The 22,594-nt window shown below is 69.7% G+C and carries 20 protein-coding genes and 1 pseudogene; 10 read left to right on the top strand and 11 right to left on the bottom strand.

Annotation, left to right across the window (positions count from 1 at the left end; translation table 11 throughout):
- Positions 1 to 35 precede the first annotated feature (35 nt).
- Both gcvH and gcvT read right to left on the bottom strand, forming a co-directional pair.
- Positions 36 to 407: a glycine cleavage system protein GcvH gene (gene gcvH, locus JOD52_RS05000; protein WP_017822918.1), complete on the bottom strand. Its 372-nt coding sequence runs from the start codon at positions 405 to 407 to the stop codon at positions 36 to 38.
- Positions 408 to 455: 48 nt separating this feature from the next.
- Positions 456 to 1,586 (bottom strand): glycine cleavage system aminomethyltransferase GcvT, encoded by a 1,131-nt coding sequence (gcvT, locus tag JOD52_RS04995; RefSeq protein ID WP_204408952.1) that lies wholly within the window; start codon positions 1,584 to 1,586, stop codon positions 456 to 458.
- Positions 1,587 to 1,788: 202 nt separating this feature from the next.
- On the opposite strand from gcvT, the gene JOD52_RS04990 reads away from it, so the two are divergent.
- Positions 1,789 to 2,322 carry a GNAT family N-acetyltransferase gene (locus JOD52_RS04990; RefSeq protein ID WP_239551798.1) on the top strand — a complete coding sequence of 178 codons (534 nt, stop codon included), beginning with the start codon at positions 1,789 to 1,791 and terminating at the stop codon, positions 2,320 to 2,322.
- Between the two features lie 52 nt (positions 2,323 to 2,374).
- Here the strand turns inward: JOD52_RS04990 and JOD52_RS04985 are convergent, their stop codons facing one another.
- A complete protein-coding gene (locus JOD52_RS04985; protein WP_204408950.1) occupies positions 2,375 to 3,697 on the bottom strand; it encodes an arginine deiminase in 1,323 nt (440 codons plus the stop codon).
- Positions 3,698 to 3,827: 130 nt separating this feature from the next.
- Between JOD52_RS04985 and JOD52_RS04980 the strand changes: the two genes are divergently transcribed.
- Positions 3,828 to 4,667, top strand: a complete 840-nt coding sequence (locus JOD52_RS04980; protein WP_204408949.1) for an aldo/keto reductase — start codon at positions 3,828 to 3,830, stop codon at positions 4,665 to 4,667.
- Complete coding sequence (locus tag JOD52_RS04975; RefSeq protein ID WP_259885759.1) at positions 4,664 to 5,452, top strand: Sir2 family NAD-dependent protein deacetylase; 789 nt, start codon at positions 4,664 to 4,666, stop codon at positions 5,450 to 5,452. The genes JOD52_RS04980 and JOD52_RS04975 overlap by 4 nt, the downstream gene beginning before the upstream one ends.
- 16 nt (positions 5,453 to 5,468) lie before the next feature.
- Here the strand turns inward: JOD52_RS04975 and epsC are convergent.
- A pseudogene (epsC, locus tag JOD52_RS04970) lies at positions 5,469 to 6,030 on the bottom strand (serine O-acetyltransferase EpsC).
- 46 nt (positions 6,031 to 6,076) lie between these two features.
- Positions 6,077 to 7,006 (bottom strand): cysteine synthase A, encoded by a 930-nt coding sequence (cysK, locus tag JOD52_RS04965; RefSeq protein ID WP_204408948.1) that lies wholly within the window; start codon positions 7,004 to 7,006, stop codon positions 6,077 to 6,079.
- A gap of 205 nt (positions 7,007 to 7,211) precedes the next feature.
- Here cysK and JOD52_RS04960 point away from each other — a divergent pair, with 205 nt between their 5' ends.
- Positions 7,212 to 8,261: a DUF5129 domain-containing protein gene (locus tag JOD52_RS04960; RefSeq protein ID WP_204408947.1), complete on the top strand. Its 1,050-nt coding sequence runs from the start codon at positions 7,212 to 7,214 to the stop codon at positions 8,259 to 8,261.
- A gap of 39 nt (positions 8,262 to 8,300) precedes the next feature.
- Here the strand turns inward: JOD52_RS04960 and JOD52_RS04955 are convergent, their stop codons facing one another.
- From JOD52_RS04955 to istA, 4 genes are read right to left on the bottom strand one after another with little or no spacing between them, the layout of a single operon-like run.
- Entirely contained in the window at positions 8,301 to 9,047 is a 747-nt protein-coding gene (locus tag JOD52_RS04955; RefSeq protein ID WP_338124028.1) for an ATP-binding protein, read from the bottom strand.
- Entirely contained in the window at positions 9,044 to 9,340 is a 297-nt protein-coding gene (locus JOD52_RS04950) for a hypothetical protein (RefSeq protein ID WP_204408406.1), read from the bottom strand. The genes JOD52_RS04955 and JOD52_RS04950 overlap by 4 nt, the downstream gene beginning before the upstream one ends.
- Positions 9,341 to 9,344: 4 nt before the next feature.
- A complete protein-coding gene (locus JOD52_RS04945; RefSeq protein ID WP_338124028.1) occupies positions 9,345 to 10,091 on the bottom strand; it encodes an ATP-binding protein in 747 nt (248 codons plus the stop codon).
- A complete protein-coding gene (gene istA / locus JOD52_RS04940; protein WP_204408388.1) occupies positions 10,088 to 11,650 on the bottom strand; it encodes an IS21 family transposase in 1,563 nt (520 codons plus the stop codon). The genes JOD52_RS04945 and istA overlap by 4 nt, the downstream gene beginning before the upstream one ends.
- A 155-nt stretch (positions 11,651 to 11,805) precedes the next feature.
- On the opposite strand from istA, the gene JOD52_RS04935 reads away from it, so the two are divergent.
- Positions 11,806 to 12,438, top strand: coding sequence for a DUF5129 domain-containing protein (locus tag JOD52_RS04935; RefSeq protein WP_204411513.1), 633 nt, complete (start codon positions 11,806 to 11,808; stop codon positions 12,436 to 12,438).
- Positions 12,439 to 12,484: 46 nt separating this feature from the next.
- Here JOD52_RS04935 and trpS read toward each other — a convergent pair whose 3' ends face one another.
- A complete protein-coding gene (gene trpS, locus JOD52_RS04930; RefSeq protein ID WP_204408946.1) occupies positions 12,485 to 13,561 on the bottom strand; it encodes a tryptophan--tRNA ligase in 1,077 nt (358 codons plus the stop codon).
- Positions 13,558 to 14,580, bottom strand: a complete 1,023-nt coding sequence (locus tag JOD52_RS04925; protein ID WP_204408945.1) for a LacI family DNA-binding transcriptional regulator — start codon at positions 14,578 to 14,580, stop codon at positions 13,558 to 13,560. The genes trpS and JOD52_RS04925 overlap by 4 nt, the downstream gene beginning before the upstream one ends.
- A gap of 172 nt (positions 14,581 to 14,752) precedes the next feature.
- On the opposite strand from JOD52_RS04925, the gene JOD52_RS04920 reads away from it, so the two are divergent.
- From JOD52_RS04920 to JOD52_RS04900, 5 genes are all read left to right on the top strand, one after another.
- Positions 14,753 to 16,051 carry an extracellular solute-binding protein gene (locus tag JOD52_RS04920; protein ID WP_204408944.1) on the top strand — a complete coding sequence of 433 codons (1,299 nt, stop codon included), beginning with the start codon at positions 14,753 to 14,755 and terminating at the stop codon, positions 16,049 to 16,051.
- Positions 16,052 to 16,132: 81 nt separating this feature from the next.
- Positions 16,133 to 17,716 (top strand): ABC transporter permease subunit, encoded by a 1,584-nt coding sequence (locus JOD52_RS04915; RefSeq protein ID WP_204408943.1) that lies wholly within the window; start codon positions 16,133 to 16,135, stop codon positions 17,714 to 17,716.
- Between the two features lie 13 nt (positions 17,717 to 17,729).
- Positions 17,730 to 18,647, top strand: coding sequence for a sugar ABC transporter permease (locus JOD52_RS04910; protein WP_204408942.1), 918 nt, complete (start codon positions 17,730 to 17,732; stop codon positions 18,645 to 18,647).
- Positions 18,648 to 18,750: 103 nt separating this feature from the next.
- Complete coding sequence (locus JOD52_RS04905) at positions 18,751 to 20,754, top strand: glycoside hydrolase family 13 protein (protein WP_204408941.1); 2,004 nt, start codon at positions 18,751 to 18,753, stop codon at positions 20,752 to 20,754.
- A gap of 48 nt (positions 20,755 to 20,802) precedes the next feature.
- Positions 20,803 to 22,536: a glycoside hydrolase family 13 protein gene (locus JOD52_RS04900; RefSeq protein WP_239551797.1), complete on the top strand. Its 1,734-nt coding sequence runs from the start codon at positions 20,803 to 20,805 to the stop codon at positions 22,534 to 22,536.
- The last annotated feature ends 58 nt before the right edge of the window (positions 22,537 to 22,594 follow it).

Raw genomic sequence — 22,594 nt, 5'->3', positions numbered from 1 at the left:
GATGGGCGGTACCGGTCAGGTGGTGACCGGCCAGGTCAGCCCTGGGTGGCCTGGGCGTACTCCTCGGCGTCCATGAGGTCCTCGGGCAGGGCGTCGAAGCGCACCTTGATCAGCCATCCGTCCTCGAAGGGCGAGGAGTTCACCAGCTCCGGGGAGTCCACGACCTCCTGGTTGACCTCGGTGACGGTGCCGTCCAGCGGGGAGTACAGGTCCGAGACGGACTTGGTGGACTCGATCTCGCCCATGACGGTGCCGGCGCTGACCTCGTCGTCGGCGGCAGGCAGGTCCACGTAGACCACGTCGCCGAGCTGGCCGGCGGCGAAGTCGGTGACGCCGACGACGGCCAGGCCGTCCTCCTGGACGCGCACCCATTCGTGGTCCTTGCTGTAACGGAGGTCATCGGACATGGCGGTGTTCCTTCCCAAGGGGTTTTCAGGATCTGATCGTGAGAGATGTCAGGAGCGGGAGTAGAAGGGCAGGTCCACCACGCGCACGGGCAGGTCCTTGCCGCGCACGTCCACCACCAGCTCGGTGCCGGCCTCGGTGAGGTCCGGGCGCACGAAGGCCATGGCGATGGGGTGGCCCAGGGTGGGTGAGAGGGCCCCGGAGGAGATGGTGCCCACCTCGGTGCCGTCGACGGTGCGCACGGCGGCGCCGGCGCGGGCGGCGCGGCGACCCTCGGCGGCCAGGCCCACCAGAACCGGCAGGTCGGTGGTGTCGGCCGATTCGACGGCTGCGCGGCCCACGAAGTCGCCCTTGGACTTCAGTGCCACCACCTTGCCCAGGCCCGTCTGGGCGGGGTGCTTGTCGGTGCCCAGCTCGTTGCCGTACAGCGGCATCCCGGCCTCCAGGCGCAGGGTGTCGCGGCAGGCCAGCCCGCAGGGGGTGAGCGCCTCGCCGCCCACGGCGGTCAGGTGCTCCCACAGGGCGGGGGCGAGGTCGGCGCGCACGTACAGCTCGAAGCCGTCCTCCCCGGTGTAGCCGGTGCGGGCCACCAGCAGCTCCTCGCCGCGGTAGGTGCCCTCCAGGAAGCGGTAGTAGCCCAGCGCCTCGATGTCCTCCGCCGTGATGCCTGTGGTGTCCCCCTCACCGGTGAGGGCGCGGGTGAGGATGTCGGCGCTGGCGGGGCCCTGCACGGCGATCAGCGCGGTCTCGGCAGAGGCGTCGATGACCTTCGTGTCGAAGCCTGCGCAGCGTTCGGTGAGCGCGGCGAGGTCGACCTCGGCGTTGGAGGCGTTGGCGACCACCAGGTAGCGGTCCTCGGCGCGGCGGTACACGATCACGTCGTCGATGACCCCGCCGTCCTCGGTGAGCAGCAGGGTGTACTTGGCCCGGCCCACGGAGACGGTGGAGATCTTCCCGGCGAACGCGTGGTCCAGGGCCTGGGGTGCCTCGGGCCCCTCGACCCGGATCTCGCCCATATGGCTGAGGTCGAACAGCCCGGCGCTCTCCCGCACCGCGGCATGCTCCGCCAGGTCGGAGCCGTAGCGCACGGGCATCCGCCATCCGGCGAAGTCGGTGAAGGTGGCTCCGAGCTCCTCGTGGATCGCTTCCAGGGCGGTGCTCCGCAGGGCCTGCTCGACCATCGTTCTCCTTCGTGCTCGCAGGCGGTTCGGGCCGCCGGTCCCCTGACACCTCGACGTGTCGCAGGCCTCACTGTACCGCCCGAGGACGGACCCGACCATCGGGTCCGATGACACTCGCAGACACCTGTACGGCTTGTACGGTGGAGGGGTGACACGGGAAGGCACCAACGAGTGGCCGATCAGGATCCGCAGTGAGCGGGTCATGATCCGCGAACCCCTCGATGCGGACAGGCAGGCGATGATCCGCCTGCTCACCGACCCCGTGACCCGGGAGTACCTGGGCGGTGCGGTGGACTACGCCTCCCGGCAGGCGTTGGAGCTGTCGCCGCTGGGGCTGACCTGGGGCCGCTGGACGCTGGCCTCCGTCGAGGACGACGAGATGATCGGCTCGATCTCCCTGCAGTACGACCGCGGGGAGCTAGAGCTCTCCTATGCGCTGCTGCCCGAGCACACGGGCCAGGGCTACGCGGCGGAGTCCTGCCTGGCGCTGCTGCGCTGGGCGCAGGACGAGCTGGAGGACGACCGGGTGATCGCGGTGACCCAGACGCGGAACAAGCGCTCGGTGACGCTGCTGCGCAAGCTGGGCTTCAGCGTGCGCAAGGGGCTCGAGGAGTTCGGCGGTCAGCAGCTGTTGATGGAGCGGTCGCTGAGTGAGCCGCTGCCTGATCCGATGCAGGTCGTGCAGACCTCCGCCGATCCCCCACCGCCCGGCCACTCCCACTCCTACCGCCGCTGACCCGTTCCGCCGCTGAGTCGCGCTCCTCGCCGGCCGCGGCCGGGGCCTGACCTCAGCCGCGCAGCACCGGGCAGGTCATGCAGCGCGGCCCGCCGCGCCCGCGCCCCAGTTCGTCACCGGCGATCTCCAGCACCTCGATGCCGAGGGAGCGCAGGTGGTCGTTGGTGGCGGCGGCCCGCTCGTAGGCCACCACCTTGCCGGGCGCCAGGGCCAGCACGTTGCAGGAGTCGTCCCACTGCTCGCGCGCGGCGGTGTAGGGGTCCAGCTGCGGGGTGATCACCCGCAGCGCCGGGACGCCCAGGCCGCGGGCCAGCACCTGGTCCATCTGATCGGCCGCATGGGCGCGGGAAACCAGCCGGTCGCCGGTCTTCTCGATCACGTAGGTCTCCACCTGACCCAGCGGCCCGTACCGCACCATCGACTCCTCGTCCACCACGGTGGTCACGGTGTCCAGGTGCATCATGGAGCGACGCTGCGGCAGGGCCACGGCGATCACCCGGTCCACCGCCCCGGCATCCAGCAGCCCTGCGGCCAGGTGCTCGACCCCCACCGCGGTGGTGCGTTCGGACAGGCCGATCGCCACGGTGCCGGGCGACAGCATCATCACGTCCCCGCCCTCCACGGTGCCGCGGCCCAGCCTCCCGGCCTCCGGGGCGAACACCGCGCGGGGCCCGTCGGCCCCGGTGAACAGCCGGTGGCGGCGGTACACGGTCTCCAGGTGCAGGCTCTCGCGGCGCCGCGCGGTGTGGTGCATGGGGCTCACGGACACCAGATCCCCCACCCAGGCGGAGGGATCGCGGGTGAACAGGTGGTTGGGCAGCGGGTCCAGCACCAGATCGTCCTCGCCCAGGGGCTGCAGCACGATGGAGCGGGGCTGGACGCCGAGCTCCCGCAGCTCCCCCACGGTGATCCCGGCGATCAGCACGGTGACCAGCTGCGCGGAGGGCAGATCGGCGAGGGCCTCGCCCAGGTCCTGCGCGGCGATCGCACCGAGCACCCCCGGGTCGAGTGCCCCGGCCAGCAGCTCCGCACGCGCCTGCGGCTCGTCCAGCACGTCCTGCAGCAGCTCGGTCAGCTCGAGCACCTCGGCACCCTCGCGGCGCAGCAGGGCGGTGAACTCGTCGTGCTGAGCGCGGGCCCGGTCCAGCCACAGCACCTCGTCGAACAGGAACCGCTCCCGGGTGTCGGGAGTCAGGCGCTGCATCTCGGGGCCGGGCCGGTGCACGATCACCCGGCGCAGCGGGGAGATCTCATCGGGCACCCCGCGGCCCTCGAAGGCCTGTGGTCCCTGTGCTGTGGCCCCCTGTGCCGGGGCCCCCTGTGCTGTGGTCTCGTCGCTGGTCCCGGTTCCGGTCCCGGTGCTCGTGCCCGCCATGGATCCTCCTCGCCGCACTGCGTGATCTACCACGCCGCACGCTAACAGGCATGCATGCGAAGGCCCGCCTCCGGTCCCGGGCGGAAGTGACTACGCTGGATCCATCCGACGTCGAGACCTGGAGGCTCCCGTGACCGATCTGTCCATCCCCACCACCACCCTGGCCGACGGCACCCCCATCCCGCTGATCGGCTTCGGCACCAGTTCCTTGAAGGGCACTGCGGCCGTGGAGTCAATCGCAGCGGCCCTGCGCAGCGGCTACCGCCTGCTGGACACCGCCGCCCAGTACGGCAACGAGGCGGCCGTGGGCGAGGGCATCCGCGCCAGCGGCATCGATGCTTCGAAGGCGCTGGTGACCACCAAGATCGCCGGTGGCGACCAGGGCCGCGAGCAGGCCCGCAGCGGGCTCACCGAGTCCCTGCGCCGCCTGGGTGCAGGCTCCGTGTTCCTCACCCTGATCCACTGGCCGAACCCCTCCCGCGGGCTCGCGGTGGACACCTGGCGCACCCTGGTGGAGCTGAAGGAGGAAGGGCTCACCGCGCACATCGGCGTGTCCAACTTCCGGCCCGAGCAGATCCAGGAACTGGTCGATGCCACCGGCGTGTGGCCCGAGGTGAACCAGATCCAGCTCTCCCCCGCCCTGCAGCGCCACGAGGCGGTTGCCTTCCACCGGGAGCACGGCATCGTCACTGAGGCCTGGGGCCCGCTCGGAGGCCGTGAAGGGCTGTCCGCGCAGTTCGCGCTGCAGAAGGTGGCCGAGAAGCACGATGCCACCACGGCCCAGGTAGCGCTGCGCTGGGCGATCGACCAGGACATCGTGGTGATCCCGAAGTCGTCCGATCCGCAGCGTCAGATCACGAATGCGACCCTGGACCGGGTGGCATTGGACGACGAGGACCGCGCCCTGCTGGCCTCCCTGGACCTGGGCGAGCAGAAGGCCTGGGACTCGCGCGAGCACGAGGAGTGGTGACCACGCGCGGCCGGCGAGGAGTGTTCCGTCCCGGGCCGGCGCACCGCGAGATCGTGTTCCTCACCGGTTCGGGCCTCAGCGCCCGAACGGGGATGGGAACGTTCCGCGGCCCCCAGGGGCTGTGGGCACTGGAGCCCGACATCGAGGTGGCGATGCACGCCGAGCGCCTGCCCGGCTCCCTGCCGGACCTGTGGCGGGTGTGGGGGAAGATGGCGAAGATCGCCGTGGGCCACGGCCCCACCCCGGGGCACCGGGCGATCGCCCGCATGGGCGCCCCGGTGATCACCCAGAACATCGACAGCCTGCACCAGGCCGCCGGCAGCGAGGTGGTGGCCGAGCTGCACGGCAGCGCCCTGACCGCGGTGTGCCTGGGCACGGAGTGCCGTTGGCGCATGCCCGTCACCCCCGGCGAGGGCTCCCGCGCCACCGATCACGGGGTGCCGGAGCTGTGCCCCACCTGCGGCAGCCCCACCCGGCCCGACGTGGTGCTGTTCGACGAGATGCTGCCGGAGCAGGCCCTGAAGATGGGGATGCGGCTCGCGCAGCGGGCAGACCTGTTCGTGGCCGTGGGCACCAGCGGTGTGGTGTTCCCCGCCGCCCACCTGGCGCCACTGGCGAAGACCCACGGCGCCACCACCGTGCTGATCGACATCGACCCCCCGCAGGAGCCCGCGGTGCGCGCCGCCTTCGACCACGTGATTGCGGCCGATGCCCACGACGTTCTGCCCGAGTGGGAGCGCGCCGCCAACGGCGTGGGCCGCTCCTCGTTCCTGGACCCGTTCTAGGCCCCGGGACCGGCTCTCAGATCCAGATCGCCGGATCCATCTGCTCGGCGGGGTGGGCGGCGCCGGTGCGTACCTGCGCGGGCACCCCGATGGCGGTGGCGCGGGCGGGCACGTCCTTGACCACCACGGCGTTGGCACCCACCTGAGCCTGGGAGCCGATGGTGACCGGGCCGATCACACGGGCCCCTGCGCCGATGCTGACGCCGTCCTCGATGGTGGGGTGGCGCTTGGTGCGCTCCATGGAGCGGCCACCGAGAGTGACCCCGTGGTAGACCATCACGTCGTCGCCCACTTCGGCGGTCTCCCCGATCACCACGCCCATGCCGTGGTCGATGAAGAAGCGGCGGCCGATGGTGGCCCCGGGGTGAATCTCCACCCCGGTCACCGAGCGGGCGCCCTGGGCGATCACCAGGGCCGGGAGCTTCGCGCCACGCTTCCACAGGGCGTTGGCGGCCCGGTGGGTCCAGATCGCGTGCAGGCCCGGGGAGGTGAGCAGCAGCGCGAGGTCGTCGGTGGCGGCGGGGGTCACGGCGGCGGGCCGCCGCGACGTCCTCCCGGACGGTCGCGACGGCCCCCATCACCGCATCGACGAGCGTCGTCGATCGATCGGTTCGCATCGAGCGATCAGTCCATGTACTCGGCGTAGAGCGGGGTGGTGAGGTAGCGCTCACCGAAGGAGGGCACGACGACCACGATCAGCTTGCCGGCGAAGTCCTCGCGGGCGCCGATGCGGGCGGCGGCCTCGATGGCGGCACCGGAGGAGATGCCCACCAGCAGGCCCTCGCTGCGGGCCACCTCGCGGGCGCGGTTCATCGAGGTCTCGGCGTCGATGTCCAGGACCTCGTCATAGACCTCGGTGTCCAGCACGGTGGGCACGAAGTTCGCACCGATGCCCTGGATCTTGTGGGGGCCGGGCTGGCCGCCGTTGAGGATCGCGGACTCCTCGGGCTCCACGGCGAACATCTTCACCCCGGGCTTGCGCTCCTTGAGCACCTGGCCCACACCGGTGATGGTGCCGCCGGTGCCGATTCCGGCCACGACCGCGTCGACCTGGCCGTCGGTGTCGGCCCAGATCTCCTCGGCGGTGGTGCGGCGGTGGATCTCGGCATTGGCGGGGTTGTCGAACTGCTTGACCTGCACGGCGCCGGTCTCCGCGGCGATCTCCTGGGCCTTCTCCACGGCGCCCTTCATGCCCTTGGGGGCCTCGGTGAGCACCAGCTCGGCACCGAAGGCGCGCAGCAGGGCCCGCCGCTCCTTGGACATGGACTCGGGCATGGTGAGGATGACCTTGTAGCCGCGGGAGCTGCCGATCATGGCCAGGGCGATGCCGGTGTTGCCGCTGGTGGCCTCCACGATGGTGCCGCCGGGCTTCAGCTCACCGGAGGCCTCGGCGGCGTCGATCATGGCCACGCCGATGCGGTCCTTGACGGAGTTGGCGGGGTTGTAGAACTCGAGCTTGGCCACCACGGTGGCCTTGACCTCGTCCCCCAGGCGGTTGAGCTTGACCAGCGGGGTGCGGCCGACGAGCTCGGAGACGTTCTCGTAGATGGTCATGGTGTTTCCTCCTCGTAGGGCCCGTGCAGGGGCCCGGATTCAAAGCTGGGCTTCGCTCGATCATAACGGGCCCTTTCTCTGTTCCTGGACGACTCCCGGATCTGGCGTCGAGGGCGCCCGAAGAGCACAGTGCGGGTGCGAACGGACCGGCGGGTTGCGACTCACGTCGGAGGCGCAGGCCCGCCGGGATCCCTACGCTGGATCCATGCCCTACCTGTGCACCGTGAACGACCGCGCCACCGTCGAGTCCCGGCTCCATCGCTCCCCCGCGCCGCTGATCGCCCTGCTGCTGATCGCTGCACTGCTGACGGTGACCGGCTGCGCGGCCCTCGCGGTGCTCACCGCGTCCCCGGCCGCGGCGGTACCGCCGGCCGAAGTCACGATCGACGACCGGTCCGACGCCGTGGACGACGAGGCCCTGGCCGAGCGCCTGGCCGCGGTGGACTTCCGCCGCGAGGTGGACCTTGCCGTGCTCGTCATCGACGTCACCGTGCTGGACATCCCCGCCTCGCGCGACACGGCGCTGAACGACGCCGTGCTGGCTCACGCCAAGCAGGAGCGTCCCGAGTGGATGGACGGCGACAAGTGGGCCGACGGCCGCGTAATCATCGCTCTGGATCCTGCCAACCGGATCCTGGGCACCTACGGCGGTGAGGACGTGAAGCTATCCGCGGGCGGCTTCGAGAACGTGCAGGACGAGATGCGCGACCTGGCCCGCGACGGAGACTGGGAAGGCACCCTGGTGGCCGGCGCCGAGGAGTACGCCGAGCTGCTGAACCAGCCGTGGTGGCAGACCACCGCGGCCGCCGGTGGTGCCCTGGCGGCGCTGGGTGCGGTTGGGGCGACCGTGCTCGGGATCATCGTGGGGCGACGCAATGCGCGGGCGCGGGTGGCGAGCGCGCAACCGGGCTGGGACCGGGTACGTGCCGAGCGCGCCCAGACCGAAGCCGCTGCCCGCACCCTTCCTGCCCACTCCCCCTACGCCGAGGCGGTGCTGGAGCGGCACCAGCGCTACCTCACAGGGATCGAGAAGGCCGAGCAGATCGACCAGCAGATCCCCGCACCCCTGCCGTGGATCTGGGGCCTGCGCGGGCCCCAGCGGCGCGCCTCGAAGGACTTCTCCCGCCAGGTGGAGCGGCTCGATGCGATCGACGACGACATCATCGCCGCCAACGACCTGCTGAGTATTCGTAGTCGTGGGAGCCACCGAATCTTGCTCTTGGGGACCGCCGATCGTGCCGACGGGGGCCAGTAGCCGCCGCGGTGGGGACCACTGGCTCCCGCCGGCATCGGGTCACTGGGGCAGTGCGGTGTGTTCTCGCATGTTCCTGTCGCCGGTGTCGATCCAGATTGTGTTGTGCACGATGCGGTCCATGATCGCATCGGCGTGGACTGCTCCACCGAGCCGGGCGTGCCAGTCCTTCTTCGGGTACTGGGTGCAGAACACGGTCGAGCCGGTGTCATAGCGGCGCTCGAGCAGTTCCAGCAGCATCGAACGCATTCCCTCGTCAGGATGGTCCAGCAGCCACTCGTCGATCACCAGCAGCGAGAACGTGGAGTACTTCCGCAGGAACTTCGTCTGGCCCTGCGGCTTGTCCTTTGCCAGGGCCCAGGCCTCTTCGAGGTCGGGCATTCGGATGTAGTGGGCTCGGAGCCGGTGCTGGCAGGCCTGCTTCGCCAGCGCGCAGCCGAGGTAGGACTTCCCTGAGCCGGTGAAGCCCTGGAAGACCACGTTCTGTTGCCGCTGGATGAAGGAGCAGGTTGCCAGTTGCGCGATCACGTTCCGGTTCAGTCCCCGTTCCTCGACCAGATCCAGCCGCCGCAGGTCCGCTCCGGGATAACGCAGCCCCGCCCGGCGGATCAGACCCTCGACCTTTCCATGATTGAAGATGGAATGCGCCTCGTCCACGATCAGCTGGAGCCGTTCCTGGAACGACATCCCCAGCACGTGAGCCTCATCCTGGGCATCGATCGCGTCCAGCAGCGCGGTCGCGCCCATCTCGCGCAGCTTCCGCTTCGTGTCGTTATCGATCACGCTCACCGGACACCTCCGGCGTAGTAGTCGGCGCCACGGACGTATCCGCCGTCTTCCGCGGGTTCCTCGCGGGGTGGACGCAGGGCGGCGACCTTGTCCTGCCCGGTGGCCAAGATCGGGTGCAGATGCGCATAGCGCGGTGAACGGACCCGTCCCGTCAGCGCGAGTGCGCAGGCCGCCTCGACCCGATTGAGTATTCGTAGTCGTGGGAGCCACCGAATCTTGCTCTTGGGGACCGCCGATCGTGCCGACGGGGGCCAGTAGCCGCCGCGGTGGGGACCACTGGCTCCCGCCGGCATCGGGTCACTGGGGCAGTGCGGTGTGTTCTCGCATGTTCCTGTCGCCGGTGTCGATCCAGATTGTGTTGTGCACGATGCGGTCCATGATCGCATCGGCGTGGACTGCTCCACCGAGCCGGGCGTGCCAGTCCTTCTTCGGGTACTGGGTGCAGAACACGGTCGAGCCGGTGTCATAGCGGCGCTCGAGCAGTTCCAGCAGCATCGAACGCATTCCCTCGTCAGGATGGTCCAGCAGCCACTCGTCGATCACCAGCAGCGAGAACGTGGAGTACTTCCGCAGGAACTTCGTCTGGCCCTGCGGCTTGTCCTTTGCCAGGGCCCAGGCCTCTTCGAGGTCGGGCATTCGGATGTAGTGGGCTCGGAGCCGGTGCTGGCAGGCCTGCTTCGCCAGCGCGCAGCCGAGGTAGGACTTCCCTGAGCCGGTGAAGCCCTGGAAGACCACGTTCTGTTGCCGCTGGATGAAGGAGCAGGTTGCCAGTTGCGCGATCACGTTCCGGTTCAGTCCCCGTTCCTCGACCAGATCCAGCCGCCGCAGGTCCGCTCCGGGATAACGCAGCCCCGCCCGGCGGATCAGACCCTCGACCTTTCCATGATTGAAGATGGAATGCGCCTCGTCCACGATCAGCTGGAGCCGTTCCTGGAACGACATCCCCAGCACGTGAGCCTCATCCTGGGCATCGATCGCGTCCAGCAGCGCGGTCGCGCCCATCTCGCGCAGCTTCCGCTTCGTGTCGTTATCGATCACGCTCACCGGACACCTCCGGCGTAGTAGTCGGCGCCACGGACGTATCCGCCGTCTTCCGCGGGTTCCTCGCGGGGTGGACGCAGGGCGGCGACCTTGTCCTGCCCGGTGGCCAAGATCGGGTGCAGATGCGCATAGCGCGGTGAACGGACCCGTCCCGTCAGCGCGAGTGCGCAGGCCGCCTCGACCCGATCTACGGAGAAGCGGCGAGAGAGCCGTAGCACCGCCAACGCGGGATCCAGGCCCTGTTCCACGATCGGCACGGACTCGAAGATCCGCTGGATCACGATCACCGTGGCCGGCCCGACCCGATCTGCCCACGCCCGCACCCTCTGCGCGTCCCAGGCCTGGAAACGCTCGCCCGCAGGTAGGTCCGCGTCGTTGGTGCGGTACTCATTGCTCGCGGTCTCCGGGAGCAGCAGGTGACTGGTCAGTCGCTGGCTGCCCTGATAGATCTCCAGCGTCCGGGCCGTGATGCGCAGATCGACCTTCGCGCCGATGTGCGCGAACGGCGCGGAGTAGAAGTTCCGCGCGAACGTGACGTGCCCGTTCCTGCCCACTCGTCGTCCGTAGTGCCATGTCGAGATCTCGTAGGGCACCGCCGGCAGCGGCGTCAGCAGCGGCCGCTCCTCCGCGTCGAACACGCTGGCGCGGGATCCGGGCCGCTTCTGGAACGGCTCCGCGTTATAGGCCTCCATCCGCTGCCCGATGGCGGCTGCAAGTTCGGGCAGGGACGTGAATCGCTGATCCCGCAGCCCGGCGATGACCCAGGTCGCGACGTGCGCGACGGTGTTCTCCACGCTCGCCTTGTCTTTCGGTTTCCGCACCCTCCCCGGGAGCACCGCCGCCGAGTAATGCGCTGCCATCTCGCGATACGCATCGTTCAGGACGATCTCGCCCTCGCGGGGGTGCTTCACCACACCGGTCTTGAGGTTGTCCGGAACGATCCTCGGGACCGTCCCGCCCAGCGCCTCGAACATCGCTACGTGCGCTCGCAGCCAGGACTCCTGGCGCATATCCAGCGCCGGGAAGCAGAACGCGTAACGAGAAAAAGGCAGGCAGGCAACGAACAAGAACACCTTCGAGACCTCGCCGGTGACCGGATCGGCCAGCTCCATCGTGGGGCCGGACCAGTCGACCTCCACGCTCTGGCCGGCCTTGTGACCGACTCTCGAAGCGGCACCGGTGACCATGACGTGGTGCTGGTAGGTGCGGCAAAACCGGTCATACCCCATCGCCGGATCCCCAGCCGCCGTGGTCGCGTCGAAGTACTCGCCGTGCAACAGCTTCAGCGTCACGCCGACCCTGGCCATCTCTCGATGGACCTGTTCCCAGTCCGGCTGTGCGAACACGCTCTCGTGCTCGCCCCGGCCCGGGAACAACCGGGCATACACCTGCTCATCGGCGACGTCCGCGATATCGCCCCACCCGATCCCTGCAGCGTCAGCGGCCTCGAACACCGCCCTCACGGACTTGCGGGACATGCCCTGCGAGGACGAAATCGCTCGCCCCGACAGACCTTCTGCGCGCAGCTGGAGCACCAGCTTCGCCCTGATCTTCCGTACCATTCCAGATTGCTCCTTCCGCCGCGTGCCCTATACACACGGCGGAAGGAGCGTAGACAGAGCGGCCCCAACGACACCACTGGTGGTCCCGAACGACGCCACCGCTACGGCAGCGACGTGGCACCCGAACCCTCGATCAGCGGACCCCAGCGAGGCGAATATTCAACCTGCTGCACCGGATCGGCGACTGGCGCAGCGCCTGGGAGCGGGAGCAGGCACCCCTGCGCGACTCGCTGGAGGCCGTGGAGGGTGCCCTGATGCGCAGCGAGAGCGATCCCTCCGAGCGATCACCCGAGGAGCAGGAGGCCGTGGACGCCCTGCGTGAGCAGTGCGACCGCACTGAGGCGAAGATGAACCGCCTCACGCGGCAGCTCGAGCAGGACGAGATCACCCCGGATACCGCCCTGGAGGGGCTGGACTCACTGACCGCCGAGCTCTCCGAACGCGCGATGGCGGTGCGTGAACTGGGCATCTCCCGCATGGCGGAGAGCGAGGGCGAGGCGGAGCTGCTGCGCGATACGAGCGTGTACGTCGAGGATGAGGAGGAGTACGACCGGACGCTGCGGGCGCGCCGCCACCAGCGACTGGTCGCCGACGGTGCGTACGGCTCCGCCGGTGCCCCTGGCGGTGACGTGTTCTGGCACATCAGCCCGGTGCTGTGGCTGAACACCTGGCAGAGCGAGGCTCCCGGGGAGCTGGAGTCCCACCGCAATCCGTCCAGCAGCGGCGGCAGCACTTCCGGCTACAGCTCCGCGAGCTTCTCCGGAGCAGGCAGCTCGAGCCGGTTCTGACACCAGGCCGGGCCCACGCAGATGGCGGGCCCCAGACCTTGACCGGTCAGTAGACCATCCCCATGACCTCGCGCACCTTGGCCAGGGTCTGGTTCGCGACGTCATTGGCCCGCTCATTGCCCTCGCGCAGGATCGCGAACAGCTGGGCCGGGTCCTTCTCCAGCTCGGCGCGACGCTCGCGGATCGGGGCCAGGTGCTCGTTCAGTGCCTCCGCGGTCATCACCTTGAGGGTGCCGGCACCCTTGTCGCCGATCTCCTCGGCGATCTCCTGCGGGCTGCGACCGGAGCTCAGGGCGGCGATGGTGAGCAGGTTCGCCACCTCGGGCCGCGCCTCCGGGTCGAAGGTGATCTGGCGATCCGAGTCGGTCTTGGCCTTCTTGATCCGCTTGGCGGTCTCCTCGGCGGTCATCCGCAACATCACGGTGTTGCCCAGCGACTTGCTCATCTTCGCGCCGCCGTCCAGGCCCAGGATGGTGGGTGCCTCGGACAGCAGCGCATCGGGCTCGCGGAACACGGTCTCGCCAGCGGCGTAGCGCTCGTTGAAGCGGCGGGCGATCACGCGGGTCTGCTCGATGTGGGGCAGCTGGTCCTTGCCCACCGGCACCACGTTGCCGTGGCAGAACAGGATGTCGGCCGCCTGGTGCACCGGGTAGGTGAGCAGCAGCCCGCCCATGGCAGACTTCCCGGCGGCCTGCAGCTCTGCCTTCACTGTGGGGTTGCGCTCCAGCTCGGGCTGGGTGACCAGCGAGAGGAACGGCAGCAGCAGCTGGTTCAGGGCCGGCACCGCGGAGTGCGTGAAGATCGTGGCCCGTGCCGGGTCGATGCCCACGGCGAGGTAGTCGGTCAGCAGCTCCTGGGCGCTGCCGCGGATGTCACCGATCACGTCGCGGTCGGTGATCACCTGGTAGTCCGCCACCAGCACCCAGGTCTCCACACCGGCGTCCTGCAGGCGCACGCGGTTGCGCAGCGATCCGAAGTAGTGCCCGATGTGCAGGGCACCGGTGGGACGGTCACCGGTGAGCATGCGCAGACCCGAGGGATCGGTGGCGATCTTCTGCTGGAGGGCCTGGCTGCGGGCGTAGGCGGTGTCGTAGCTGCTGCGGGAGATGTTGGGCTCGGTCACCGTTTCATGCTAGCGGCAGGCGCGGCCGCGGTGGACCCGCGCACCACCAGCTGCGGCCGCACCACCACCTCGGTGCGGGCGGGACGGCGGGACTGCTCCCCTCCGGAGAGTGCGGCGCTCACGGCGGCGCGGGCCATCTGCGGGACGGCCTGGCGCACGGTGGTCAGCGGCGGGTTCGTCAGCGAGGCCCAGAACACGTCGTCATAGCCCACCACGGACACATCACCGGGAACCGAGAGCCCGAGGGAGCGCACCCCCTCGAGTGCGCCGGCCGCCATCACGTCGGACCCGCACACGATCGCGGTGGCCCCGCGGGCCACCAGGTCGCGGCTGGCCTCGTAGCCGCCGGCATAGGAGAAGTCGGTGAAGGCCACGGGGTGCTCGTGACCGGTGTGCTCCACGGCGGCCTCCTCGAACACCCGCAGCTTCTCTCGCACTGGCCAGGTGTGCTCGTCCCCGACCGCCAGGCCCACCTTCTCGTGTCCCAGGTCGTGCAGGTGGGTGAGGACCGCCCGCGTCGCATGCTCGTCGTCGGAGGTGAGGAAGGAGGCGTCCACGTCGTCGCGGACCCCGTTGATCAGCACCAGCGGTGTCCCGCTCGCGGTGATCTCGCGGTACTGGTCCACCGGGCCGGACTCCTGGGCGTGGAAGCCGGAGACCACGATCACGCCTGTCACACCGGCGTGCAGGAAGCGCTGGAACGCTTCGCGCTCGCGCTCCACGGTGCGGGCGCGAAGGGCCACCAGGGCGGAGGCGCCGCGCTGGAACAGCTCGGCCTCGATGCGCTCCACCCAGGCGGCGAACACCTGGTTCTCCAGATCGGGGACCAGTACGCCTACCAGGGTGCCCGATTGCGTCACATCGGGACCGACGTCCCGCCCGAGCTGTCGGGCGGCCTCGAGCACCGTGCTACGTGTGGATTCGTTGACTCCTGCACGGCCGTTGAGCACGCGGGACACAGTGGCCTCGCTCACCCCGGCGGTGCGGGCGATGTCGATGAGTCGCGCCTTCACACTCATCCTCCCAGGTCAGCAGGCTGCTGCGCCTGTGTCCGAATCGAGATCTGCAAGTTCTTGCGTATTCTTGCACGGACGGGCAGGTTCGTTCTACAGTCAGTATCAACAGGTCAGCCCATAGCAACCGGTCAGCGCCTGAACGGTCGACATCCGACCACGATTCAAAGGAGAAGACGTGCAGATCCGTCGTAAGAACTTCCTGGCCCTCAGCGGCGTCGCCGCATCCGTGACCCTGCTCGCCGCCTGCGGTGGCGACTCCGACACCGACGGCGGCACCGGGGGCGGTGCGTCGGATGCCGGCGGCGCGTCGGACGGCGGCGGCGAGACCGCCGAGGGCGTCCCGGCCCGCGGCAACGCCGACCTGGTGATCTGGGCCGACGAGCTCAAGGCCAAGTCCCTGCAGGAGCCCGCCAAGACCTGGGCCGATGCCCAGGGCATCACCGTCGAGGTGCAGACCGTCGCCAACGACCTCCAGACCAACTACGTCACCGCCAACCAGGCCGGCAACGGCCCGGACATCGTGCTTGGTGCGCACGACTGGATCGGCAACCTGGTGCAGAACGGCGCCATCTCCCCGGTGCAGCTGCCCGGTGACGCCGCCGACAAGCTGGCCCCGATCGGCCTTCAGGCCGTGACCTACGACGGCCAGACCTACGGCGTCCCCTACGCCGTGGAGACCCTGGTCCTCTACGCGAACAACGCGCTCACCGATGTGCCGGAGCCCGGCTCCATCGAGGAGCTGGTGGAGGCGGCCAAGGCCGGTGGCGCCGAGGTCGTGCTGTCCCTGCCCGTGGGCGAACAGGGCGATGCCTACCACATGCAGCCCCTGTACACCTCCGGCGGCGGCTACCTGTTCGGCACCGACGCCGAGGGCAACCAGGACCCGACGGATCTGGGAGTGGGCAAGGAGGGCTCCATCGCGGCCGGCGAGAAGATCGGCGCCCTGGGCGCCGACGGCGTGCTGCGCACCTCCATCACCGGTGACAACGCCATCTCCCTGTTCACCGACGGCAAGGCGGCCTACCTGATCTCCGGCCCGTGGGCGCTCGGCGACATCAACACCGCCGGCATCGACTTCACCATGAGTGCGGTGCCGGGCTTCGAGGGCATGGAGCCCGCCAAGCCCTTCGCCGGTGTGAACGCCTTCTACGTGGCATCCAACGGTCAGAACACCGGCTTCGCGCAGACCTTCGTCGGTGAGGTCGCCTCCAACGCGGAGATCGCCGAGCAGATGTTCCAGTCCAACAACCTGCCCCCGGTCAACCTGGAGCTGCAGGAGAAGCTCTCCGGCGAGTTCCCCGACATGGTGAAGATCGCCGAGTTCGCCGAGCTGGCCGAGCCCATGCCGTCGATCCCGCAGATGGCCGCCATCTGGGGCCCGCTGGGCCAGGCCCAGGCCAACATCGTCGGTGGTGCCGACCCGGCCTCCACCATGCAGGCCGCCGGTGAGGAGATCGCCAGGCAGATCGGCTGATCCCCTCGACGGGGGCGCGGCGGCCCAGCCGCCGCGCCCCCGTCGCCTTCCTCCTAAGGGTTTCCGAAAGGCATCGTCGCCATGACCTCCACCTCGTCCCCCGCTGCTGCGCAGACGCGCGGGACCACCACGATCACCTCCGTCCTGGGCCGCGTCCTCTTCCTCGGCGTGGTCCTGGCCCTCGTCGTCTTCTTCGCTCCGCTCCTGATCGCACAGCAGCTGTGGATGTGGCTGATCATCCTGATCGGCTCTGCGATCGCGATCTTCGTGCTGTACTCCACCAAGCGGTTCATCCCCGGCAAGTACATCTTCCCCGGCACGTTCTTCCTGGTGGTCTTCCTGATCACCCCGATCATCCTCACGGTGGGGTACTCCTTCACCAACTTCGGCGACGGCACCCGCGGCACCAAGGAGCAGGCGATCAACTCGATCGTCTCCAACTCCGTGCAGCAGACGGCCGACGCCCCGCGCTACAACATGACGGTCGCGACGATGGGATCCCCCACCGAGGGGCCCTTCGAGCTGTGGCTGCTGGACCCCGAGACCGGTGACGTGTTCCGCGGCAGCGCGGAGCAGCCGCTGGAGCAGGTCGACGCCTCCGACGTCACCGTGGCCGACGGCCGCGTCACCGAGGTGCCGCAGGGCGAGGTGCTGGACATGCGCGAGGTCAACGCCGTGTACAACGAGCTGCAGCAGCTCGCGGTGCCGGTGGACGACACCTCCGCGATCCGTCCCCTGAGCGTGAACCAGGCCTTTGTGGGCACCACGGTGCTGCAGTACGACGAGGAGCGCGACGTCATCGTCGACACCGCTTCCGGCACCGAGTACTCGGTCCAGAAGATCGATGACACCGAGTACTTCGTGAACGAGGAAGGGCAGAGGCTCTCCCAGTCCTGGCTTCAGAACGTGGGGACGAAGAACTACGAGCGCCTGTTCACCGACTCGAACATCGCCTCGCAGTTCCTGGGTGCCTTCACCTGGACCCTGGTGTTCGCCGCCGGTTCGGTGCTGTCCACCTTCATCCTGGGCTTCGCCCTGGCACTGATCCTCAACGACGAGCGGCTCAAGGGCCGCCGGCTGTACCGCTCGATCCTGCTGATGCCGTACGCCGTGCCGGGCTTCATCGCCCTGCTGGTGTGGTCGAACTTCTACAACCGCGACTTCGGCCTGATCAACGAGATGCTGAACCTCGACCTCAACTGGTTCGGCGATCCCACTCTGGCCAAGGTGGCGGTGCTGCTGACGAACCTGTGGATGGGCTTCCCCTACATGTTCATCATCTCCACCGGTGCTCTGCAGTCGATCCCCGGGGACGTGCTGGAGGCCGCCAAGATCGACGGTGCCAGCCGCTTCCAGGCCACCGTCAAGGTGGTGATGCCGCTGCTGCTGGTGGCGGTGGCCCCGCTGCTGGTCGCCTCCTTCGCGTTCAACTTCAACAACTTCAACGCGATCGAGCTGCTCACCGAGGGCGGTCCCTTCCAGCCGGGCGAGTTCACCCGCGGCTCCACGGACATCCTGATCTCGATGATCTACCGCATCGCCTTCGGCGGCTCGGGAGCCGACTTCGGCTTCGCCTCCGCCGTGTCCGTGATGCTGTTCGTCCTGACGGGCATCCTGGCGGCCGTGCAGTTCCGCTTCACCCGTGCTCTCGAAGACGTCAACTGAGGAGATGGCCCCCATGTCTGCACCCGCTGCCTCGACCACGTCGAGCACTCCTGCTCCTCAGGCCCCCAAGCACAGGATGAGCTTCGGCCGCTGGTTCGCGGAGATCGGCTGGCGTCACATCGTCGGCATCCTCGCGGTGATCTTCGCGGTGTTCCCCATCCTGTTCGTCATCTCGGCCTCGCTGAACCCCACCGGTACGGTGGCGGCCACCAGCCTGATCCCCACCGAGTTCAGCCTGCGGCACTACACCTCGCTGCTGACCGGCGAGCGCGGGCCGTTCCTGCGCTGGTACCTCAACACCATCATCGTGTGCTTCACCGTGGCGTTCGTGCAGGTGTTCCTCTCGGTGATGGCCGCCTACGCCTTCAGCCGCTTCCGCTTCGCCGGGCGTCGCCTCGGCCTGCTGTCGCTGCTGCTGGTGATGATGTTCCCCTCGATCCTGGCCATGATCGCGATCTACACGATGATCTCGGACCTCGGCAAGGTGATCCCGGTGCTGGGCCTGGACTCCGTGCCCGGCTACCTGATCATCCTGCTGGGCGGCTCGCTGGGCCAGGTGTGGCTGATCAAGGGCTTCTTCGACACCGTGCCGAAGGAGCTGGACGAGGCCGCGATCATCGACGGCGCCAACCACTGGCAGGTGTTCACCAGGATCCTGCTGCCGGCGCTGGTGCCGATCCTGGCCACCACCCTGCTGCTGTCCCTGGTGGGCGTGCTCTCGGAGTTCCTGCTGGGCTCGATCTTCCTGACCAGTGACGAGAACAAGACCCTCGCGGTGGGCCTGTACGGCCTGCTGTCCGAGAACCGCTCCAACAACCTGGGCGTGTTCGCGGCCGGCTCCGTGATGATCATGGTGCCGGTGATCATCCTGTACCAGTTCCTGCAGCGCTACATCGTGGGCGGCTCCACCGCCGGCGCCGTCAAGGGCTGATCGAGTCACCGACCAGCACCTGCTGACCGACCGCATCGCCGCGACCGGTGGGCCGAGATCCTCTCGACCCGCCGGTCGCTGCTTTTCCCCTACGAAGGACCCCATGAGCTCCACTGCCGCCGACCCCACGGGCGTGCCCCTGCACCAGCAGCCGCAGCACGACTCAGGCCCCCTGTTCGTCCCGCACCCGCCCCGGTCACTGGGTGACACGGTGGAGCTGCGGGTGTGGGTGCCGCGCACCTGGCCCCTGCGGACCGTGGCCCTGCGCACCCTGGTGGACGGGGAGATCTCCACCGCCACCCTGGAGCCCGGCCCCGAGCTGCCCGGCGGCACCTGGTGGACCACCTCCGTCCAGGTCGCCAACCCCGTCCAGCCGTACCGCTTCTGCCTGATCGGGGAGGATGCGGCAGGCTCGGGCGAGCATGACGTCCCCGGCTACGCCTGGCTCACCGCCGCCGGGATCGTCCCCTGGGACGTGGGAGACGCGACCGATTTCCGCCTGGTGACCCACGAGCCGGCCCCCGACTGGGTGGATGACGCGATCGTGTACCAGGTGTTCCCCGACCGCTTCGCGCGCTCCTCCGAGGCGCCGGTGGACGACCAGGGCCGCTACGCCCCTATCGGTCTCCCCTCATGGGCGCGGCCGATGGTCTGGGAGGAGACGCCGTCGGTGGACGGCTTCGTCAACGGCGAGCAGCTGTACGGCGGGGACCTGGACGGGGTGGTCGAGCACCTGGACCACATCGCCTCCCTCGGGGCCGACGTGCTGTACCTGACCCCCGTGTTCCCCGCCGGATCCGCGCACCGCTACGACGCGAGCACCTTCGACCGGGTGGACCCGCTGCTGGGCGGGGACGAGGCCCTGGTGCGCCTGTCCGAGGCCCTGCACGAGCGCGGTATGCGGTTGATGCTGGACCTGACCACCAATCACACCGGCGCGGGTCACGAGTGGTTCTGCACCGCGCAGGCCGATCCCACCAGCGTCGAGGCCGGCTTCTACTCCTTCACCGAGCACCCCCACCGGTACCGCTGCTGGATCGGGGTGCCGTCCCTGCCCTCCCTCGAGCACTCCTCCCCCGACCTGCGGAAGCGGCTGCTGGAGGGCCCCGGCAGCATCGTCGGCCGTTACCTGGCCGCCCCGTTCCTCGCGGACGGCTGGCGCATCGACGTGGCCAACATGACCGGTCGCAACGGCGCCGAGGACCTCACCCACGAGGTGGCCCGCACCATCCGCGCCACCATGCGCGAGGTGGGAGGCAGCACCGGGATCGACACCTGGCTGCTGGCCGAGCACGGGCACGACGCCTCCGGTGACCTGGCCGGCGACGGCTGGCACGGCACCATGAACTACACCGGCTTCACCCGGCCCCTGTGGGCGTGGCTGTCCCCGGCCGGCTCCGAGCTGAACTGGCTGGGCCTGCCGATGACCACGCCCCGGATCCCCGGCCACGCCGCGGCCCGCTCCCTGCGCGACTACAACGCACACCTGCCCTGGCCCTCCCGGCTGCATTCCCAGAACCAGCTCTCCAGCCACGACACCCCCCGCACCCGCACCGTGGTGGGCAGCCGCGAGGCGCACCTGGTGGCGCTGGCGGCCCTGGCCTCCCTGCCGGGCGTGCCCACCGTGTTCGCCGGTGACGAGCTGGGGCTGCAGGGCCGGACCGGGGAGCACTCCCGCACCCCCATGCCGTGGGAGGCCATCGGGAGACTGGATCGCGGCGAGGACCTCGAGGCCACCACCGCGATCGAGCAGGAGATCGATGCGGCCGTGCTGCCGGTGCTGCGGGAAGTGCTGGGCCTGCGCCGCACCCACGCGGCCCTGCGCCGCGGCGGCATGCAGTGGCTGCACATGGGGACCGATGCCCTCGTGTTCAGCCGCACGCACCCCGATGGCGATGTGCTGGTGCACCTGGCCCGTGCCGCGCACGACCCCGTCGAGCTCGACGTGGCGTCCCTGCCACCGGTGGGCGAGCCCGCACCGCTGGCCGCCGTCGGCCCCGCCCGTGCCGCAGCCACCACCGCGAGACCCGGCCCGGGGACCGGGCCTGCGATCACGCTGGCCGCCGACGGCCCCGGCGCCACCCTCACCCTGCTGCCCCGCAGCTGACACCCCCCGACAACACTCCCCACCCCGAGCCCCGCGCAGGAGGACCCCATGAACATCACCGCCCTGAGCAGCACCGCCCAGAACTCGACCACGACCGACGCGCCCTCGCAGGACGCCGCCCACCAGCAGTGGTGGCGCGACGCCGTCGTGTACCAGGTCTACCCCCGCTCCTTCGCCGACAGCGACGGCGACGGCATGGGCGACCTGCCCGGCATCACCGCCCGCCTGGAGCACATCGCCGAGCTGGGGGCCGACGCGATCTGGCTGTCCCCCTTCTACACCTCCCCGCAGAACGACGGCGGCTACGACGTGGCCGACTACGAGGACGTGGACCCCCGCTTCGGCACCCTCGCCGACGCCGACGCGCTCATCGCCCGCGCCCATGAGCTGGGCCTGAAGGTGATCGTGGACATCGTCCCCAACCACTCCTCCAGCGAGCACGTCCTGTTCCAGAAGGCACTGGAGGCGGCCCCCGGCTCACCTGAGCGGGACATGTACATGTTCCGCGAGGGCCGCGGGCAGGACGGGGAGCTGCCCCCGAACAACTGGCAGTCGATCTTCCACGGCGATGCCTGGACCCGCGTCACCGAGGCCGACGGCACCCCGGGACAGTGGTACCTGCACCTGTTCGACACCACCCAGCCGGACTTCAACTGGGAGAACCCTGCCGTGCATGAGCTGTTCGCCGGCGTGCTGCGGTTCTGGCTGGACCGCGGGGCCGACGGCTTCCGCGTGGACGTCGCCCACGGCATGGTCAAGCCCGAGGGTCTGCCCGACTCGCCGGTGGACTCCGAGGGCATGGCGGTGGTCCCCCAGGGCGAGGTGCCCGTCTACTTCGACAACGACGGTGTGCACGCCATCTACCGCGAGTGGCGCGCGATCCTGGACGAGTACCCCGGGGACCGGATGATGGTGGGCGAGGCCTGGATCCCCGAGCCCTCGATGCCCAAGTACGTGCGTCCCGACGAGATGCACCAGGTGTTCAACTTCGGCTACCTGCAGTCCCGCTGGGACGTGGACGCGTTCCGCCACGCGATCGCGGAGCCCCTGCGTCTGGCCGATGAGGTGGGCGCCCCCACCACCTGGGTGCTGTCCAACCATGATGTGATCCGCCACGCCACCCGCTACGGCTTCGGCCCGGAGCACCGCTTCGGCGAGGGCCTCTCGCGCGATGAGCACCCCGATGCCGAGCTGGGCCTGGCCCGCGCCCGTGCAGCGACCCTCCTCATGCTGGCCCTGCCGGGCTCGGCCTACCTGTACCAGGGCGAGGAGCTGGGGCTGCCGGAGGTGGCCGATATCCCCGACGAGCTGCGCGAGGACCCGGCCCACAAGCGCGCCGGCGTCCCGGGGCGCGACGGGTGCCGGGTGCCGATCCCCTGGGAAGGCGATGCCCCCGCGTACGGCTTCTCCCCCACCGGGAACAGCTGGCTGCCGCAGCCGGTAGTGTTCGGCGAGCTCGCCGCGGACCGTCAGCGAGGCGTGGCCGGTTCCACCCTGGAGCTGTACCGCGAGGCGCTGCGCCTGCGCCGTGAGCTGCGCCTGGGAGCCCACCGCCCGGGTGACGAGGTGACCTTCGTCGACGGAGTCCCCGAGGGCGTGCTGGCGGTGCAGCACGGCGAGGTGATCGTGGTGGTCAACACCACCGCGCAGCCCGTTCAGCTGTCCACGCTTCCCGGCCCGGCAGGTGGGGACCGCCCTGCCCCGGTGCTCCTGGCCTCGTCCGCCGTGCAGGACGGTCGGCTGCCCGCCGACGCCGCCGCATGGCTGCGTGTCCGGCTCTGATCACGCCCACCGCTTCGCTACGCTGAACAGCGGCCGGAGCCCGCCTGTCCGTCACGGC

This window comes from Brachybacterium muris, from assembly GCF_016907455.1.
In the GTDB taxonomy this organism is placed as follows: Bacteria; Actinomycetota; Actinomycetes; order Actinomycetales; family Dermabacteraceae; genus Brachybacterium; species Brachybacterium muris.
Note: the sequence above shows the minus strand (reverse complement) of the source record. Positions and strands in the feature narration are given on the sequence as shown.